Origin of the sequence: Thalassospira lucentensis (assembly GCF_032921865.1) — a bacterium.
Classification (GTDB): domain Bacteria; phylum Pseudomonadota; class Alphaproteobacteria; order Rhodospirillales; family Thalassospiraceae; genus Thalassospira; species Thalassospira lucentensis_A.
Map to the genome: position 1 here is coordinate 1,985,686 of NZ_CP136684.1, position 19,031 is coordinate 2,004,716.

16 protein-coding genes and 1 riboswitch are annotated in these 19,031 nt (G+C 57.2%); of the genes, 9 read left to right on the top strand and 7 right to left on the bottom strand.

Translation table 11 applies throughout. The features are described from left to right. Positions 1-42: 42 nt before the first annotated feature. Positions 43-699 carry a fructose-6-phosphate aldolase gene (gene fsa / locus R1T41_RS09780; protein WP_037990470.1) on the bottom strand — a complete coding sequence of 219 codons (657 nt, stop codon included), beginning with the start codon at positions 697-699 and terminating at the stop codon, positions 43-45. A gap of 186 nt (positions 700-885) precedes the next feature. Here fsa and R1T41_RS09785 point away from each other — a divergent pair, with 186 nt between their 5' ends. Continuing rightward, positions 886-3,126, top strand: coding sequence for a primosomal protein N' (locus R1T41_RS09785; RefSeq protein WP_317341413.1), 2,241 nt, complete (start codon positions 886-888; stop codon positions 3,124-3,126). Positions 3,127-3,128: 2 nt separating this feature from the next. Here R1T41_RS09785 and R1T41_RS09790 read toward each other — a convergent pair whose 3' ends face one another. Next, the gene (locus R1T41_RS09790; protein ID WP_317341414.1) at positions 3,129-3,971 is read right to left on the bottom strand and encodes an ABC transporter substrate-binding protein; all 843 of its coding nucleotides are present in this window, start codon (positions 3,969-3,971) and stop codon (positions 3,129-3,131) included. A gap of 69 nt (positions 3,972-4,040) precedes the next feature. Between R1T41_RS09790 and R1T41_RS09795 the strand changes: the two genes are divergently transcribed. Then, the gene (locus R1T41_RS09795) at positions 4,041-4,361 is read left to right on the top strand and encodes a nucleotide pyrophosphohydrolase (protein ID WP_197468318.1); all 321 of its coding nucleotides are present in this window, start codon (positions 4,041-4,043) and stop codon (positions 4,359-4,361) included. 66 nt (positions 4,362-4,427) lie between these two features. Here R1T41_RS09795 and R1T41_RS09800 read toward each other — a convergent pair whose 3' ends face one another. Then, the gene (locus R1T41_RS09800; RefSeq protein ID WP_297207157.1) at positions 4,428-4,904 is read right to left on the bottom strand and encodes a hypothetical protein; all 477 of its coding nucleotides are present in this window, start codon (positions 4,902-4,904) and stop codon (positions 4,428-4,430) included. A gap of 426 nt (positions 4,905-5,330) precedes the next feature. On the opposite strand from R1T41_RS09800, the gene R1T41_RS09805 reads away from it, so the two are divergent. From R1T41_RS09805 to atpC, 5 genes are read left to right on the top strand one after another with little or no spacing between them, the layout of a single operon-like run. Then, positions 5,331-5,888, top strand: coding sequence for a F0F1 ATP synthase subunit delta (locus R1T41_RS09805; protein ID WP_007089181.1), 558 nt, complete (start codon positions 5,331-5,333; stop codon positions 5,886-5,888). Then, positions 5,888-7,420, top strand: coding sequence for a F0F1 ATP synthase subunit alpha (gene atpA, locus R1T41_RS09810; RefSeq protein ID WP_062953217.1), 1,533 nt, complete (start codon positions 5,888-5,890; stop codon positions 7,418-7,420). The genes R1T41_RS09805 and atpA overlap by 1 nt, the downstream gene beginning before the upstream one ends. Positions 7,421-7,450: 30 nt before the next feature. After that, positions 7,451-8,341, top strand: coding sequence for a F0F1 ATP synthase subunit gamma (locus tag R1T41_RS09815; protein WP_062953218.1), 891 nt, complete (start codon positions 7,451-7,453; stop codon positions 8,339-8,341). Positions 8,342-8,392: 51 nt separating this feature from the next. After that, entirely contained in the window at positions 8,393-9,811 is a 1,419-nt protein-coding gene (gene atpD, locus R1T41_RS09820; RefSeq protein ID WP_062953219.1) for a F0F1 ATP synthase subunit beta, read from the top strand. Positions 9,812-9,853: 42 nt separating this feature from the next. Beyond that, entirely contained in the window at positions 9,854-10,258 is a 405-nt protein-coding gene (gene atpC, locus R1T41_RS09825) for an ATP synthase F1 subunit epsilon (RefSeq protein WP_317341415.1), read from the top strand. 285 nt (positions 10,259-10,543) lie between these two features. On the opposite strand, the gene R1T41_RS09830 is transcribed toward atpC, so the two are convergent. From R1T41_RS09830 to R1T41_RS09840, 3 genes are all read right to left on the bottom strand, one after another. Further along, the gene (locus R1T41_RS09830) at positions 10,544-10,990 is read right to left on the bottom strand and encodes a response regulator (protein WP_062953221.1); all 447 of its coding nucleotides are present in this window, start codon (positions 10,988-10,990) and stop codon (positions 10,544-10,546) included. Positions 10,991-11,337: 347 nt separating this feature from the next. Further along, positions 11,338-12,588 carry a c-type cytochrome biogenesis protein CcmI gene (gene ccmI / locus R1T41_RS09835; RefSeq protein WP_247794227.1) on the bottom strand — a complete coding sequence of 417 codons (1,251 nt, stop codon included), beginning with the start codon at positions 12,586-12,588 and terminating at the stop codon, positions 11,338-11,340. A gap of 8 nt (positions 12,589-12,596) precedes the next feature. After that, the gene (locus R1T41_RS09840; protein ID WP_317341416.1) at positions 12,597-14,576 is read right to left on the bottom strand and encodes a heme lyase CcmF/NrfE family subunit; all 1,980 of its coding nucleotides are present in this window, start codon (positions 14,574-14,576) and stop codon (positions 12,597-12,599) included. A gap of 246 nt (positions 14,577-14,822) precedes the next feature. On the opposite strand from R1T41_RS09840, the gene R1T41_RS09845 reads away from it, so the two are divergent. Together R1T41_RS09845 and thiC are read left to right on the top strand one after the other, a co-directional pair. Next, positions 14,823-15,794 carry a cation diffusion facilitator family transporter gene (locus R1T41_RS09845; RefSeq protein WP_231858354.1) on the top strand — a complete coding sequence of 324 codons (972 nt, stop codon included), beginning with the start codon at positions 14,823-14,825 and terminating at the stop codon, positions 15,792-15,794. Positions 15,795-15,856: 62 nt separating this feature from the next. Then, positions 15,857-15,972, top strand: a riboswitch (TPP riboswitch). Between the two features lie 130 nt (positions 15,973-16,102). After that, a complete protein-coding gene (gene thiC, locus R1T41_RS09850; RefSeq protein WP_317341417.1) occupies positions 16,103-17,926 on the top strand; it encodes a phosphomethylpyrimidine synthase ThiC in 1,824 nt (607 codons plus the stop codon). Between the two features lie 64 nt (positions 17,927-17,990). Here thiC and R1T41_RS09855 read toward each other — a convergent pair whose 3' ends face one another. Beyond that, positions 17,991-18,755 (bottom strand): PhoH family protein, encoded by a 765-nt coding sequence (locus tag R1T41_RS09855; protein WP_062953226.1) that lies wholly within the window; start codon positions 18,753-18,755, stop codon positions 17,991-17,993. Positions 18,756-19,031 lie beyond the last annotated feature (276 nt).

Genomic DNA, 19,031 nt, shown 5'->3' on the forward strand with positions numbered 1-19,031 from the left:
TAAGGACCGGTGATAAAACCGATCAAAGCCGGGTTTTCGACCTTAGAGGATCGACTGGCCGGTTTTCGCCCAATCGGCGACGAAGGTTTCAAGACCCTTGTCGGTCAGCGGGTGTTTGAAGAGCTGGCCAAGAACCTGCGGCGGGATGGTGACGACGTCGGCACCGAGACGGGCCGAATCGACAACATGCTGCGGGCCGCGTGCGGACGCGACAAGGATTTCGGTCTGCCAGTTCGGATAGTTGTTATAAACTTCGGCGATGTCGGCAATCAGCTGCATGCCATCGGACGAAATATCGTCAAGGCGGCCAACGAACGGCGACACATAGGTCGCACCGGCCTTGGCGGCCAGAATGGCCTGACCGACCGAGAAGCAAAGGGTCACGTTGGTCTGGATGCCTTCGTCGGTGAAGGTGCGGCAGGCTTTGAGCCCATCCGGGGTCAACGGCAGTTTGACGACGACATTGTCGGCGATTTTCGCAAGTTTGCGGCCTTCGGCAACCATGGTTTCATAGTCGGTCGCAGCAACTTCGGCGCTGACCGGGCCGTCAACCACGTCACAGATTTCCTTGATCAGATCAAGGAACGAACGGCCGGTTTTGGCAACCAGCGACGGGTTGGTGGTCACGCCATCAACGAGGCCGGATTTGGCGATTTCGCGGATTGCGTCGATGTCGGCGGTGTCGATGAAAAACTTCATTGGATTTCCTGCTCAGGAGCTTTTGAAGATCGTTGTTCGATGATGCGGTTAGCTGATAGGGTCCGGTTCCATTCAAATGACGGTACCAGACGCCCTGTGCTGTGGGACCGTTTTCTTTTGTGCCACAAGCCGGTTATGCATAATCATGCGACCAACCCAGAGGCATCCTGACGGGGTTTATAATATATGAGCGCCGCAAAGGCCATATCGGGAAATCTGTTTGATGATGATCCAGCCTTTCAGGTAACGGGTGAAACGATCAGTGTTCTGCCGCCGCTGCCATTGGCGGGCCCGTATGATTATCTTGTCCCCGAAGGCCTGAACGTTCAGCCCGGCGACTTTGTCGAAATTCCACTGGGCCGTCAGACCCAGCGCGGCGTCGTCTGGGGTAAGGCCAAAGGCGACGTCGATCCGGCCAAGCTGCGCGAAATTTATGGCGTTTTGCAGGCACCGCCGATGGCCGATGTGACGCGAAAGTTCGTCGATTGGGTGTCGGCCTATACCATGGCGCCGCAGGGTGCGGTGCTGCGCATGGCGATGAGTGTTGCCGATGCGCTGGAGCCGCCCAAGCCGATTTTCCGATTTACCCTTGCCGATCCGGCAGAAGGCGATGGGGATGCCAGCGTTCGCATGACGCCGCCGCGCAAGCGGGTGATGGCGTTTCTGCGCGACCATCCACCGATGGAACAGGCCGATATCATGCGCGAAACCGGTGCCGGGGCCAGTGTGATCAAGGGGCTGGTCGAGGCGGGCGTGGTGCGGCGTTTGATGGTGACCCCGCCATCGCCGTTTGAAGCCCCCGACCTTGATATTCCGCGCCCGCATCTGTCGGATGCACAGGAACGTGCGGCGGATATGCTGTGTGCCAAGGTGGCGGAAGATGGTTTTTCGGTCACGTTGCTTGATGGTGTGACCGGGTCGGGCAAGACCGAGGTTTATTTCGAAGCGATCCGCACCGCGTTGGAAAGCGGGAAGCAGGTGGTGGTCCTGTTGCCGGAAATCGCCCTTTCGGCGCAGTGGTTGCAGCGGTTTCGCGACCGATTCGGTGTTGAGCCGGCCCTTTGGCATTCCGAAGTCGGGCAGGCGCGGCGGCGTGACACATGGCGGGCGGTGGCCGATGGATCGGCAAAGCTTGTGGTCGGGGCACGGTCCGCGCTGTTTCTGCCCTATGCCAATCTGGGCCTGATCGTGGTCGATGAAGAACACGAACATGCCTTCAAGCAGGAAGATGGCGTGATTTATCATGCGCGCGATATGGCGGTTGCGCGTGCGCATCTGGGCGGGATTCCGGCCATTCTGGCGTCCGCCACCCCGTCGCTGGAGACTTTGGCGAATGTGGAAGCCGGACGGTATGAGCGGGTCGAGCTTTCGGAGCGGCACGGCATGGCGGTTTTGCCAAGTGTCGAGATTGTCGATATCCGGCAGGATAAGCCGGAACGGCAACGCTGGATCACGCCGACCCTGAAAAAACGGCTGGCGGAGACATTTGCCGCCGGGGAACAGGCGATGCTGTTCCTGAACCGGCGGGGTTATGCGCCGCTGACCCTTTGCCGGGCCTGCGGGCACCGGTTCCAGTGCCCGAATTGTACGGCGTGGCTGGTGGAACATCGGGCATGGGGCAAATTGCAATGCCATCATTGCGGTTATCAGGCCAAGGCACCCGATAGCTGCCCGGCCTGCGGGGCGGAGGAAAAGCTTGCGGCATGCGGGCCGGGGGTGGAGCGGCTTTATGAGGAAGCGGTCGAGACATTCCCGCAAATCCGGATCGAGGTCGCAACATCGGACAATATCGCCGGGCCGAAGGCCGCGGCCGAACTGGTCAACCGGGTGCATAATCACGAAGTGGACCTTTTGATCGGGACGCAGATTCTGGCCAAGGGCTATCATTTTCCGATGCTGACCCTTGTGGGGGTGGTTGATGCCGATCTGGGCCTTGCGGGCGGGGATTTGCGCGCGGCTGAACGCAGTTATCAGTTGATGACACAGGTGGCGGGGCGTGCCGGGCGTGGCGATCGACCGGGCACGGTTTTGCTGCAAACCGCCGATCCGTCAAACCGGGTGATCAAGGCGATTGCAGCGGGCGACCGCGATGCGTTTAACGAGATTGAGTTATCCCAGCGCATGACACATGGCATGCCGCCGCATGGCAGATTGGCCGCCCTGATCATTTCGGGGAAAAAGGAAAACGAGGTCGACGAAGCCGCATGGCGGATCGGGCGGGCAGCGCCGCGGGGGGATGGCATTGTCGTGCTGGGGCCGGCACCGGCACCGTTATCGTTGCTGCGCGGGCGGTATCGCAGACGATTCCTGATCCGCACCGATAAGCAGGTCCGGTTGCAGGCGATGATCCATGACTGGTTATCGAAGGTGAAAACGCCGGGCAGTGTCCGGGTGCAGATCGATATCGATCCATACAGCTTCATGTAGGGTCAGTTCTGATATTGGGATTGCCACCAGTCCAGACCATCGGGGCCAAGGTAATCCTGAAAGATGGAGGCAAGGCGGCCGTCATTGCGCATGGTGCTGATGATCTGGTCATAGCGTTTGAGAAACGCGTCCTTGTCCGGATAGTCGGATGCCTTTGAGAAGACATTATAATAGGGCGCACGGCGTAGCGGCGGATAGATGAAGGCGATTTTTTCGCGCTGCCCGTTGCGCAGGGTTTCGTAAAGCGTGCTGAGGTAATTGACCGGCACGACATCAAAGCGGTTTTCCAGCAGCATCGGGATCAGAAGATCGTTCTTGGCGACGACTTCGATATCAAGCCCGGACTGCCAGAAGGTATCGGTGTAGGAATATTCCGCCGCCGCCCCCACGCGGTGACGGGCGAGATCGGAAAAATCATTAAAGGTGATCCGGTCGCGGTCCTCGGCCCGGACGGCAAAGCGCCAATCAAGCAGAAGATGGGCTTCTTCGGGGTAGTTCAGATACTGGCTGCGTTCGCTGTTTTGCGACAGGGTCAGGACGATATCGCTGCTGCCGGTCTGGGCATTATGCAGAAGGCGGCGGCCATTATCGACAAGCTGAAAGCGGTAATCGGTGATGCCCATGTCGTTCAGGACTTCGGTCATGATGTCGATATCAATCCCGCGCGGGTCGCCATCGACCATCCATTTCAGCGGGGCTTCGGACAGGCCTTCGATGATCAGGGTTCTGGCATGTGAGACGGTGGAAAAGGTGACTGCGCATAGTGCAACAATCAGCGTAAAATATGCAGCCATGCAGGATTTGAATGATCCGGCGGTCTGCACGAACTCCCACTGTCGTGCCATATGTTGTCTCCCGTCGTGATTGCGGGTTATGGATATCCCGAGTTTTGCCGGAATTACGGATAAGATTTGATGACGAATGTTAAAAATTCAACAAACATGAGCGAAAGCCAGCAAAGCATATGTGACTGGGCCGAGGGGATTTTTGGCCCGGTTGCCGATCCGCGGGCGCTTGTTGCGCGTGCGATGCTGGAAATGAAAGAGCTTGATGAGGCGGTGGCGGACCGGGATATTTCGGAAATCGGGCGTGAGGCGGCAGACGTTTTGATTTTGCTGTATCGTCTGGCCGATCAGTTCGGGCTCGACCTTGATGGCGAAGTGCAGGGGAAAATGGCGATCAACCGGGCGCGGAAATGGTCCGCCAAGGGCGATGGCACCGGATCGCATGTCTGATCTTGTATCTCATCTTGGGCAGGCGGACGGATCGGGCCACCGGTAGGGTGACCCGATGCGATGATATCAGTTGGCGCTGTAGACCCTGCTGGACTTGCTGGTGAGCCAGGCCGGGATGGATTGCTTGTTCGGGCCGACGGTGGCGCTGCTGAAATTGTCGGCTTCGAGATAGGCATGCGTCGGGTTGATGCCCTCGGCACTCATCCAGCTATCGGATGGCACGTCTTCGGCCGGGGTTTCCGACAGCGGGGCGGTGACCGCGTCGCAGGCGATTTTATAAACCGTGGTCTTGCCGCCAAAAACATTGCGGCGGCTGTCGGCCATGGCTTTGAAGTCAGCCGATGTCAGATCGACAAAAACGGAAATGGCGGTGCCGGGTTCATCCTGATCATCGTAATAGGCGCGCGAGGCCGATGGCACGAAGGGGCTTGCGGTGCCGGTTTCGACAAAACGGAAATAGCCGCTGCTGCATGCAAAGGCATTGATCGGTGCCAGCAGGGTGGCACCAGCGACCAGCAGGCTGATCATTCGGGGCAGTTTCATTTAAATCTCCTGAGCGATGACATGAAGGCTCGTGATCGACGTCTGAAAGGCCCGAATGTGATGTCGATTACACTTTTTGATGGCAAAAGAAGGTTATCGACCCGCGGTTGCACGGCAGCGTTTGAAGAAAAAAGCGGGGATTCGTCCGTTAAAGTCGATTTCACCAAACCGAAATCCGCCTGTGGCGGGAAAACCGGTATTATTAAATAGTTGTAAAAAGCCTCGAAAAGTAAGCAATCCGGCCCGGTTTTGCCCCAACTTTAGGCAAGAATGAAAAAGACTGCCGAAATGGCGTTGCGCGGGGGTTGCCCCTGTCATGGACATATGATACCAAACGCTCGCTTCTCGGCGGGAACACCTTCCGAGAGACCATTTTTTTATACGTATCCGAGTCGTTCTCATAACCAGAATTGAGGGCTTTCACCGGTGTCCCAAAATACTGCCGCGACCGGGCTTCAAGGGCGTTACGCCACAGCATTATTCGAATTGGCCCAATCGGCCGATGCGCTTGATGCTGTCAAAAGCGATCTTGAATTGCTCGACCAGGCCATCGTCGAAAGCGATGACCTGCGGAATGTGCTCCGTAGTCCCGTGATTTCCCGGGATGTGCAGGCCAAGGCAATGGCGGCCCTTCTGGACAAGCTTGGCGTTTCCGAGTTGACCAAGAAGACCGTCGGCGTTCTGTGTCAGAAGCGCCGCCTGTTCGTTCTGCCGGATGTTATCAGTTCCTACCTTTCCATGCTCTCAGCTTTCAAAGGCGAAGTGACCGCACAGGTGACCTCGGCTTCCGAGCTGAAAAAAGAGCAAATCGAAGCCGTTACCGGCGCTCTTAAAGAAGTTGTTGGCGCCACTGTCAAAGTGGACCTGAATGTCGATCCGGCGGTTCTTGGCGGCCTTGTCGTCAAGGTCGGTTCCCGGGTTTTTGATGCCTCGCTTCGTACCAAATTGCAGAAGCTCGAGCTCGCTATGAAAGGGGTTGCGTGATGGAAATCCGCGCCGCGGAAATCTCCGCTATTCTTAAGGATCAGATTGCCAATTTTGGCGCTGAAGCCGAAGTTGCCGAAGTCGGTCAGGTTCTTTCTGTCGGTGACGGTATCGCCCGTGTTCATGGTCTTGACAATGTTCAGGCCGGTGAACTGGTCGACTTCCCGGGTGGCATCAAGGGCATGGCCCTGAACCTTGAGGAAGACAATGTCGGTATCGTTATTTTCGGTTCTGACCGTAACATCAAAGAAGGCGACCAGGTCAAGCGTACCGGTGCCATCGTTGACGTGCCGGTTGGCAAGGAGCTGCTGGGCCGCGTTGTTGACGCGCTTGGCAACCCGATCGACGGTAAAGGTGAACTGGGTGCAAAAGAACGTCGCCTTGCCGACGTCAAGGCACCGGGCATCATCCCGCGTAAATCGGTTCACGAGCCGGTACAGACCGGTATCAAGTCGATTGACTCGCTGATCCCGATTGGCCGTGGCCAGCGCGAGCTGATCATTGGTGACCGTCAGACCGGTAAAACCGCTATCATCATCGACACCATTCTGAACCAGAAACCGGTGAACGATGCAGCGAAATCCGACAGCGACAAGATGTTCTGCATCTATGTTGCGGTTGGTCAGAAACGTTCGACCGTTGCACAGGTTGTGAAGGTTCTTGAGGAACGTGGCGCGATGGAAAACACCATCGTTGTTGCCGCGACCGCGTCCGACCCGGCGCCGATGCAGTTCCTGGCACCGTTCGTTGCCTGCGCAATGGGTGAATATTTCCGCGACAATGGCATGCATGCTACCATCTTCTATGATGATCTGTCGAAACAGGCTGTTGCCTATCGCCAGATGTCGCTGCTTCTTCGCCGCCCGCCGGGACGTGAAGCTTTCCCGGGCGACGTTTTCTATCTGCACTCCCGTCTGCTGGAACGTGCTGCGAAAATGAATGACGAAAACGGCGCTGGCTCGCTGACCGCTCTGCCGGTTATCGAAACCCAGGGTAACGACGTTTCGGCGTTTATTCCGACCAACGTGATTTCGATCACCGACGGTCAGATCTTCCTTGAAACCGACCTGTTCTATAAGGGCGTTCGCCCGGCCGTGAACGTTGGTCTGTCGGTTTCGCGTGTGGGTTCGTCCGCTCAGATCAAGGCAATGAAACAGGTTGCCGGTTCGATCAAGCTGGAACTTGCCCAGTATCGTGAAATGGAAGCCTTCGCACAGTTCGCATCGGATCTTGATCCGGCAACCCAGAAACTTCTGGCACGTGGCGCACGTCTGACGGAACTGCTCAAGCAGCCGCAGTATTCGCCGCTGAAAGTGGAAGAGCAGGTTGTTGTGATCTATGCTGGTGTTAAGGGTTACCTTGACGGTGTGGCAGTCGGCAAAATTCGTGCTTTCGAAGAACAGTTCCTGAGCGACATCCGTTCGTCGGGTGCCGACATTCTTGATGCGATCCGCACCGAGAAGGTTCTTTCGGAAGCCACCGAAACGAAGCTCAAAGCGTTCCTCGACAAGTTCGCGAAAACCTTCGCGTAAGTCTGAACTTTAGGCGAAGGAGGAAACGCAATGGCAAGTTTGAAGGATCTGCGCTCGCGCATTGCCAGCGTCAAGTCGACGAAGAAAATTACTTCGGCGATGAAGATGGTGGCAGCCTCCAAGCTCCGCCGTTCGCAGGATGCAGCGGAAGCAGCCCGTCCCTATGCAGATCGCATGGGGACGATGCTGGGCCGGCTTGCAGCCGCGGTTGGTGGATCACAGGGGGCACCGAAGCTTTTGGCAGGTACCGGCAAGGATGATGTGCATCTGCTCGTCGTCTTTACCGCGGACCGTGGCCTTTGCGGCGGTTTCAACGCATCGATCATCAAAGCGACCCGTATCAAGATCCGCGCCCTTCGCGCGGCTGGCAAAACGGTGAAGCTGATCTGTGTTGGCCGCAAGGGTGCCGATGCGCTCAAGCGTGAATTTGGTGACGCGATTGTCGCCCGGTATACTGGCGTCGAAGGCAAGAAGGGGATTGATTTCTCTGCTGCTACCGACGTTGCCGACAAAATTCTGGCGCTGTATGACGAAGGCGAATTTGACGTCTGCTCGATCTTCTATAACAAGTTCGTGTCAGCAATTTCGCAGGTCGTCACCGAACAGCAGCTGGTGCCGTTCGCGGTGCCGGAAGCCGACGGGCAGGAAGAAGCTACCGGTTCTTCTGCGGTTTATGAATATGAACCGTCTGAAGAAGCCATTCTGGCTGATCTGCTGCCGCGTAACGTCGGGGTCCAGATTTTCGGTGCGATGCTGGAAAGCAGTGCATCCGAACACGGTGCGCGTATGTCCGCGATGGATAACGCAACCCGCAATGCCGGCGATATGATCGACCGACTGAGCATCCAGTACAACCGCTCACGTCAGGCCCAGATCACCAACGAACTGATTGAAATCATTTCCGGCGCCGAGGCTTTGTAAGCGGGTCGCAGGAACTAACGGATAGTTTTGTCCGAGCAGGAGACAATACCTATGGCGAACAAGAAGGCGGGGAAAATTTCCCAGGTTATGGGCGCCGTCGTCGACGTTAAATTCGACGGCGATCTGCCTCCCATTCTGAACGCGCTGCATGTTGACAACAACGGTCAGCGTCTGGTTCTCGAAGTTGCACAGCACCTTGGTGAGAATGCCGTCCGTACCATCGCGATGGACACCACCGAAGGTCTGCGTCGTGGTCAGGAAGTCATCGATACCGGTGACGCGATCTCGGTTCCGGTTGGTCCGGAAACCCTTGGTCGTATCCTGAACGTCATCGGCGAGCCGGTTGACGAACGTGGTCCGGTCAACGCGAAAATGACCTCCCCGATCCACCGTGAAGCTCCGTCCTTCACCGATCAGGCAACCGACACCGAAATCCTGGTTACCGGCATCAAGGTCATCGACCTGATCGCGCCGTACACCAAGGGTGGTAAAATCGGTCTGTTCGGCGGTGCGGGCGTGGGTAAAACCGTTCTCATCATGGAACTGATCAACAACGTGGCAAAAGGCCACGGTGGTTATTCGGTTTTCGCAGGTGTTGGTGAACGTACCCGTGAAGGTAACGACCTCTATCACGAGATGATGGAATCGGGCGTTATCAATCCGGAAGGTGCATCCAAAGCCGCACTGGTTTATGGCCAGATGAACGAACCCCCGGGAGCACGTGCACGTGTTGCTCTGACCGGTCTGACGATTGCGGAATATTTCCGTGATGAAGAAGGCCAGGACGTTCTGTTCTTCGTCGATAACATCTTCCGCTTCACCCAGGCGGGTTCGGAAGTGTCGGCACTTCTCGGTCGTATCCCGTCTGCTGTGGGTTATCAGCCGACGCTGGCAACCGACATGGGTGCACTTCAGGAACGTATTACCTCGACCAAAAAAGGTTCCATTACCTCGGTCCAGGCCATTTACGTCCCTGCCGATGACTTGACCGACCCGGCGCCGGCAACCTCGTTTGCCCACCTTGACGCGACCACGACGCTCAACCGTCAGATTGCCGAGCTTGGCATCTATCCGGCTGTTGACCCGCTCGACAGTACCTCGCGTGCGCTTGATCCGGGCGTTATCGGCAAGGAACACTATGAGACTGCCCGTGAAGTGCAGCGTGTTCTTCAGACCTACAAGGGTCTTCAGGACATCATCGCAATTCTCGGCATGGACGAGCTTTCGGAAGAAGACAAACTGGTCGTGGCCCGTGCCCGTAAGATCCAGCGTTTCCTTTCGCAGCCGTTCCACGTTGCAGAAGTCTTTACCGGTACTCCGGGCGTGTTCGTTCAGCTCGAAGACACCATCAAGGCGTTCAAGGCAATCTGCGCTGGTGAATATGACCATATGCCCGAACAGGCATTCTACATGGTCGGCACCATCGAAGAAGCCATCGAGAAAGCCAAGAAGATGGCCGAAGCTGCCTAAGGCAGCTTCGGACCCCCTTCCCATACGGGAGAGAGGACTGTCATGACTGATACGACTGTACTGGAACTTGTTTCGCCGTCTGCCCTGCTCAAATCCGAGCCGGTCGAGATGGTCGTTGTTCCGGGCACGGACGGGAATTTTGGCGTGCTGCCGAAGCATGCGCCGATGATCTCGACCATTCGTCCGGGTGTCATCGACATCTATGCAGGTGGCAAGGTTTCCGAACGTATCTTCGTCGCTGGTGGCGTCGCCGAGGTTAACCCCGAGCGTTGCACCATTCTGGCCGAAGAAGCCGTTCCGGTTGCCGATATCAAGGCCGATGAAGCCCAGGCACGTTTTGAGACCGCCGAGGCGGATCTGAAGGCGGCAACGACAGCACATGACAAGGCGAATGCCGAACGTGCGCTTGAAATTGCCCGTGCGCAGATTGCAGCACTGTCCAACTGATCATCGATCTTTGATCTTCGATTTTCAAAAGGCCGCTGTTTGATACAGCGGCCTTTTTTCTTGCCGGTGTGCCAGACGGGATGATCGGGGCAGCGGACGCACATCATTCAGATATCGCGTAAGGCGATGGACTGTGGGCGCCAGTTCCCAGTCCCCAGTCCCCAGTGCCGGGGGTGGCGTGCCGGGTTCAGGTCGCTGGGAACAATGTGTTGGAGCCATGGGAACCGACAGGGGATTGCCGATTGTCAGGGGCAAGGACCGGGCAGCATGATCCGGGCGGCGAAATCAGGGGGACGGGGTCAGGGCGAGGCCCAACCAGAATGATTCGATCATTTTCATCAGATCGATAAATTCGGTCACATCAACCGGCTTGCGCAGATAGCAGTTGGCCCCGGCGGCATAGCACAGATCGACATCATGTTCGGCACCCGATGTGGTCAGAACGATCACCGGGATCGAGGCGGATGACGGGTCATTGCGGATTTCGCGCAGCATTTCCCGACCATCCTTGCGCGGCATGTTGAGATCAAGCAGGATCAGGCGCGGTTTGGGCGCGTTGCGATAGGGACCGTCCTGTTGCAGGAACTGGCGCGCGGTCATCGCGTCCTTGACGTGATGCAACTGAACCGGATGGGTGAATTCGCGCAGGGCTTCCTGAACCAATCTGGCGTCGCCCGGATTGTCTTCTATCAGCAGCAAATTGCTTACGGTCCCGTTGGCACCGGCGATCATGCTATGTCCTTATTCTTTTGGGTGGGGGATTTTGCCATGCTCCCCTTTTGATGGGTAAGAACTATAATCAATCTTTGTCACGAAATGAAGAAAAAGAGAGAATAATTTCAATATTATAGATGAAATTGTTGTTTTTCTGAACCTTGTTCATTTTTTTCCAGAGGGAATTTTTAGCAAACAAAATGACAAATCAATAGGATGCAGGCGAAAGTTTTAGCAGAAATACTATTCTTGCGTATGGTTCGTTGCGGGTGCGTTCCATCCGGATACAGAAAAACGCACCGTGATTTTTCACGGTGCGTTCGACTCTGGCAGGGGATGGCGACCATAACCGTGAGGGTCGGTGCCTAATCCCCGGGAATACCAAGTTCATCCGCCAGACCGGCAAAGCGGGTCAGAAGCGCGGTATCGCCCGCAAATTCCTGGCGGGCGGTATCGTAGGCCTGCTTTGCCTGATCAGGTTGACCGATCACCATATAGGCGCGCATCAGACGTGCCCAGCCTTCGGGGTCTTGGGGATTTTCCGCCAGTTTGTCGGCCAGTTGCGACACCATGCCAAGGATCATTTCCTGGCGTTCTTCGGGGGTCATTTCGGCGGCGGCTTCCATATCCTCGCGGGATGGTCCGCCGGGGGCATTTGATGCCATGGGCGGGGTAACCGTGATCCGGCCGGTAATGTCGATGCCTTGGGCAAGAGCGGCTTCTTCGATACGGGCCAGCACCATCGGCAGCCAGCCAGCATCAGACGGCGCACCATTGACCAAGGCGATCCAACGGTCGACAGCGGCGGCGACATTGCCGTTCTGCGCATCGGCAAGGCCCAGGAAATACTGGATACGCGGGTCCGTGCTGCCGGATTTTGCGGCTTCTTCCAGCGCGCCGCGCGCGATTGTGTTGACCTGCCCATTGTTGGTGCGGATGACGCTTTCGGCATACATCGCGAGGTAATCACCATCACGACCGGATTGCTTGACCGCTTCGAGATAGGCGGTCTGGGCTTCTTCGGGGCGACCAAGGGCCATCAGGCTGGCGCCGAGAAGTTCCCAGCCCTTGAGGTCATCGGGATTTTCAAGCAGGCGGTTTGACAGGTCCTGTACCGCGCGGTTAAGGGCCGCGTTGCGGTTGGCGTCATTGTCGCTGGCCTGACGGGCGGCCATGATTTCATCCGTGCGGCTGGCGATGGGCCGGTCGCGAAGGTCGGGACGGCCAAGGTCAAGATAAAGACCGATGCCGCCAGCAAACAGAAGCAGGGTAAAGATCGCAACCGCGGGGCGCAGGCGCGACACGCGGTTTGCCGCCTCGCCGGACTGGTGGCGTTTGGCGATCCGCTGATCGGTGGCAAGGATGCGGCGCTGGACCTCGGTGCGGGCGGCGTCAGCCTGTCCTTCGGTCAGGACGCCGCGTTCGATATCGCGGCCGATTTCGGCAAGTTGGTCACGGTAAACCGCAAGATCGCGTTGCAGTTCGTCTTCGTCCATGTCAGCAAGGCGATCTTCGTTCGTATCCGCATCAGCCGAACGCGCATTTCGCAGGATCGGCCAGAGGACATAACCCGCCACCAGAGCCGTCAAGGCGCCAAGAACAATCCAGATGGTCATTGATAATCCTATTCGGCGGGTACGGTCTGAGCCGTTTTGGTGGAGCGGGTGGGAGCACCCACGCGATAGCGACGGTCAGACAGGGACATAAGCCCCCCCAGCACCATGATGATGCCGCCAGCCCACATCCACGGGATCATGGGTTTGACATAGAAACGCGTCACCCATTTGCCGCTGGCGTCCTCGTCACCAATCACCGCATAGATATCGCCGGTGAAACCGGACCGGATTCCGGCCTCGGTCGTGGGCATGCCTTCAACCGTATAGACGCGCTTTTCCGGGGTCAGGGTGATGGTGCGTTCGCCCGGGGTTGCGATGGTGATGGTGGCCTCGCGGGCAAAGAAGTTCGGACCCTGATATTCGCGAAGGCCGCTGAGTGTAAAGGTGTGGCCCGAAACAACCGTGCTTTCGCCGATGGCAAGGGACTGAACCGATTCTTCGGTCCAGGCCTGTGATCCGGTGATGCCTGCGACAACAATCGCCATCCCGGCATGGGCCAGCATGGTGCCGTGGGCAGAGCGCGGCAGATTGCGCATGCGGCGGAAGCTATTGGCCAAGGGTTCGCGGAAAAGCTTGATCCGTCCGGCCCATTCCAGCATCGTTCCAATAAACAGCCAGATCGCCAGCCCCATGCCAAACAGGGCAAAGGCCGGGCCACCGGCCAGCCAGTAGGTGACGATCAGAACCATGATGACGGCGGCAATCGCGATTTTGAGCTTGCCCAGAACCGCAAACAGATCGGCGCGTTTCCATGGCATCAGCGGACCAAAAGCCATGGCAATGATCAGGGGCGTCATGATTGGCACGAAGGTGGAATTAAAGAACGGTGCGCCAACCGAGATTTTTTCGCCGGTCACGGTTTCGAGCAACAGGGGATAAAGGGTCCCCAGCAGCACCATGGCCGCCGCAATCGAAAGCAGCACATTGTTAAACACAAGTGCACCTTCGCGCGAGATCGGCTGAAACAGTCCGCCGCCCTTCAATGTCGGGGCGCGCCAGGCATAAAGGGCCAGCGATCCGCCCACCGTCAGGCACAGCAGGAGCAGGATGAACACCCCGCGGGTCGGGTCGGTGGCAAAGGCATGAACCGATGTCAGCGCGCCGGACCGCACCAGGAAGGTGCCGAGCAGCGAGAAGGAGAAAGCCAGAATTGAGAGGAAGATCGTCCAGCTTTTGAGCGCGTCGCGTTTTTCGACAACAATCGCCGAATGCAAAAGGGCGGTTCCGGCCAGCCACGGCATGAAGGATGCGTTTTCCACCGGATCCCAGAACCACCAGCCACCCCAGCCGAGTTCGTAATAGGCCCACCAGGAGCCAAGTCCGATCCCGGCGGTCAGGAACATCCATGCGGCCAGCGTCCATGGCCGGACCCAGCGCGCCCATGCCGGGTCAACCCGGCCTTCGATGAGTGCGGCGACGGCAAAGGCAAAGGCCACGGAAAAGCCGACATAACCGAGATAGAGGAACGGCGGATGAATGGCGATGCCGGGATCCTGAAGCAGCGGGTTCATACCTTCGCCGTTCAGCGGCGGGTTGATCACGCGCTCGAACGGGTTGGACGTCAGCAGAATGAACAGAAGGAAGCCGAGCGCAATCAGCCCCATCACGCCAACAACACGTGCCAGCAGGCTTGGCGGCAGGTTCTGGCCAAAGGCGGCGACGGCGGCCGAAAACAGGGTCAGGATCATGACCCAGAGCAGCATCGAGCCTTCGTGGTTGGCCCAGACGCCGGTGATTTTATAGATCAGCGGTTTGGAGGTGTGGCTGTTGGCAAGCACATTCAGGACCGAGAAATCGGATGTGACATAGGCATATGTCAGGGCGGCGAAGCTTGTACCGACCAGCGCAAAGCAGGCAATGGACAGGCGTGGCGCAATTTTCAGAAGGGCGACATCACGCCGGGATGCGGCCATGAACGGGATGGTCGACTGTGCCAATGCCACCACGAGTGACAGCACCAGGGCATAATGTCCGATTTCAACAATCATAAGTGGGCCTGTTGTTTGCTCTTATCCGCCTGCGGGGCTGATATAGTCGCTTCGATCAGGTTTGAAAACCTTGCGGAATATCAAATATGCGCTATTTGCTGCACAGGCGACGGTCAAAATATGGCAATAGTCATTACATATTACGCCAATTCACGATATAAAACCGCAATCAGCGAGCGGAAATTGAAGACCAAAGGTCTGTAGAACATGAGTCAATGTCCTGTCATTGACATCGCGCAAAGGGAAATGTGGGCACGTCGGGCAACGACGGCCTCTATTGTCATTGCTGCGACGCTGATTGCGATCAAGGCGGTCGGGTGGTTCCTAACCGATTCGGTCAGTCTGTTATCCTCGATGGTTGACAGTATGCTTGATGTCGGTACCGCTGTCGTCAACTTCATGGCGGTCCGCAGTGCATGGCGTCCGGCAGACCATGACCACCGGTTTGGTCATGGCAAGGCTGAACCGCTGGCGGGGCTTTTCCAGTGTGCCTTCATGATCGGTGCCGCGATATTCGTGGTGGCCGAGGCCGCATCACGCGTGTTCGAGCCGCAACCGCTTCGTTTCGCGACGGAGGGTGTGTGGCTGATGGTCGTGTCGCTGGTGATGACATTTGGGCTGGTGCTGCTGCAACGAAAGGCGGCGCGCATGTCGGGTTCCGTCGCGGTCGAGGCCGATTCCCTGCAATATACCAGCGATATCCTTGCCAATGTTGCCGTCATCGTCGCATTGATGATGGGGATGTCGGGCTTCCTGTGGGCTGACCCGGTGATTGGCGGGATTGTTGCGATCTTCCTTGTTGCGTCCGCGGTCAAGGTCGGGCGGCAGTCGGTTACGGTTCTTATGGATGCCGAATTGCCGGAATCGGACAGCCAGCGGATCATCGAACTGACGATGAAAAACGCATCGGTGATAGGCATTCACCGTCTGCGCACCCGATCATCAGGCGTGCATCGCTTTGCCGAGATCGAGCTGATCATGGATGGCGGGATGCTGATGCGGGAATCGCACACCATCTGCCATCAGGTGATGGACAGCATCCGGTCGGAATATCCTGATCTCGATATCACCATCCATCCCGAACCGCCCGAAGACATCCATCTTGATGAATTCAGCGGTTACACCGAAGATCCGGAATTCTGGCATACGGGCCGCGCGCGCAAGGCCGGACAGGAAGGCATTCCGGTTTCCAATGGCGAGCTTGCAACGGGGCGCTGATCTTTTGGCGCGTTGGGCCGTGCCCGCCGATTGACATCCCCCGCATAACTTGTAACCCTGCAATCGATCACCTGGGGAGCCCCGACAAGGGGCTGAGAAACTGCTGGCTTTGCAGCGCAGTGACCCTTTGAACCTGATCCAGTTCATACTGGCGTAGGGATGGTGCGGATGCCGGCATATTTACCTGTTTTGACATATGGGGTGCGCCCTTTTGTCATGGCGGGTGATCCTTTTATCGGTCGGCATTTTTCATCAGCAGCCTCTCGCAGAACTGGGTCTCCATTGCCTTGATTGCAAAGGGGCCTTTTATGTCTGTTCCATCTACCAAAACCGATATCACCAGCGATGTCACAACCGGGGCATTGCCCGCATCGCGCAAAATCCACATTGCCGGATCGCACTTTCCCGATATTCGCGTGCCGATGCGCGAAATTGCGGTTCATCCCACAGCGGGCGAACCGCCGATCAAGGTTTATGACCCGTCGGGGCCTTATACTGACCCGGATGTCACGATTGATATTGCCAAGGGTCTGCCAAGACTGCGCCGAAGCTGGATCGCGGCGCGTTCCGATACCGAACGATATGCCGGGCGCGATATCAAACCCGAAGATAACGGCTTTGTCGGAAGTGAAAGTCATGCGGTTCCGAGATTCCCGCAAAGCCATGCACCGTTGCGCGCGATTGGTGGGCGGGCGGTGACACAGCTGGCTTATGCCCGGGCCGGGATCATTACCGCGGAAATGGAATATGTCGCGATCCGTGAAAATCTGGGTCGGGCGGAAATGCGGGCCAATGCCGAACGCGACGGCGAGGCATTCGGCGCGGTGATCCCCGATAATGTAACGCCCGAATTTGTGCGGGATGAAATTGCACGGGGGCGGGCGATCATCCCGGCCAATATCAACCATCCCGAAGCCGAACCGATGATCATCGGGCGGAATTTCCTGGTGAAGATCAACGCCAATATCGGCAATTCGGCGGTGACATCATCAATGGCTGAAGAGGTCGAAAAGATGGTCTGGGCGACGCGATGGGGGGCAGATACGGTCATGGATCTGTCGACCGGGCGCAATATCCACAATATCCGCGACTGGATCATCCGCAATTCGCCCGTGCCCATCGGGACGGTTCCGATCTATCAGGCGCTGGAAAAGGTCGGCGGTATTGCCGAGGACCTGACATGGGAAATATTCCGCGACACATTGATCGAGCAGGCCGAACAGGGGGTGGATTATTTCACCATCCATGCCGGATTGCGATTACATCACATCCCGTTAACCGTCGATCGGGTGACCGGCATCGTATCGCGGGGTGGGTCGATCATGGCGAAATGGTGCCTGCATCATCATCGGGAAAGTTTCCTGTATGAGAATTTCGCCGAGATTTGCGATATCTGCCGGGCCTATGACGTTTCCTTTTCGCTGGGCGATGGATTGCGACCGGGATCGATTGCCGATGCCAATGATGCCGCCCAGTTTGCCGAACTGGAAACGCTTGGCGAATTGACCCGCATCGCATGGGATCACGATTGCCAAGTGATGATCGAGGGGCCGGGCCATGTACCGATGCATAAAATCCGCGAAAACATGGACAAGCAATTGTCGATTTGCGGTGAAGCACCGTTTTATACGCTTGGGCCGCTAACCACCGATATTGCGCCGGGTTATGATCACATTACATCGGGGATCGGAGCGGCGATGATCGGCTGGTTCGGAACCGCGATGCTGTGTTACGTGACGCCCAAGGAACATCTGGGCCTGCCGGACCGGGATGATGTGAAAACCGGGGTGATTACCTATAAGATCGCGGCCCATGCAGCTGATCTTGCCAAGGGGCACCCGGCGGCGAAGGCGCGTGATGATGCGCTTTCGCGTGCGCGGTTCGAATTCCGCTGGGAAGATCAGTTCAACCTGTCGCTGGACCCGGAAACGGCGCGATCCTTCCACGATGAGACCCTGCCAAAAGAGGCGCACAAGGTCGCGCATTTCTGTTCGATGTGCGGACCGAAATTCTGTTCGATGCGGATATCGCATGAAATTCGGGCCGATGTGCAGAAGGAAGGCATGGCAGCGATGGCGGAAAAATACCGTGATGGCGGTGATCTTTACATGACGCTTGATCAAGGCGATTAAACCACGAAAATGGCGGGCCCGGTGACGGACCCGCCTTCTTCTTTTAGTTTGCCGTGCCGAAAGGTTAAAGGACGGTCAGCATGCTGGCGACCAGCGGATGACGGACGATGTCCTTATCCGCCAGTTTGACGCAGGCGATGTCTTCGACATTTTCAAGACGGTCCGACATTTCAGACAGACCGGACATTTCCGGCAGAAGGTCGGTCTGATCCGGGTCGCCGGTCAGGATCATGGTGGAATTCCAGCCAAGGCGGGTGACCAGCATCTTGAGCTGTCCATAGGTGCAGTTCTGCGCCTCGTCGATCACGACGAAGGCATTGTTGAGCGTGCGGCCACGCATATAGCCGATTGGTGCGATTTCAATCGTGCCGTCCGACAGATACTGCCGCAGGCGTTTGGCGCCGAGGCGGTCATTGAGCGCGTCATAAAGCGGGCGAAGGTAGGGGGCCATTTTGGCTTCGACGTCGCCGGGCAGGAAGCCGATATTTTCCCCGGCCTCGACCGCGGGACGGGCCAGAACGATGCGGCCGATTTCGCCGTTATCAAGGGCTTCGACGGCTTTGGAAACTGCGATAAAAGTTTTCCCGGTTCCAGCCGGGCCGAGTGCAAGGATGAGGTTGAAGGCGTCGATTGCTTCCATCAGGGCCGCCTGATTTTCGCTTTTGGGGCGAATGTGGCGGCGGAAGCTTTGATCGCGTTGGCCGTTCTGGGGGGCGTCACCCTGACCGTTCAGGGGATGCCAGTTTGACTTGTCACCGTCAAACAGCTCGTGAACGTTGGTATCTGCCTGCTGCGGACGGCTACGACGGCGTGCTGCGCGCTTACCCATAAGTCACCTCATCAATTGTGCCAATAAAGCAAAACGCGCCATTCCATCATGGAAAGGCGCGCATTCAATTTTCATCTTGCGATGGAAGTGGCGGGTGGGTTCTCCGCCGTTCGCAGCAGCATGTTGCATCTGCGATCCGGGGGGCGAAAAATTCCGTTTTACAACGTGCTCTCGCGTCACTCGGGAACCCCTCCTTCGGTCGAGTTCTTGACCGTACTTTGGAATCGTACCCCTACATCCTGTGTTTTGTCACTGTTTTTTATCGGATTAAATTTA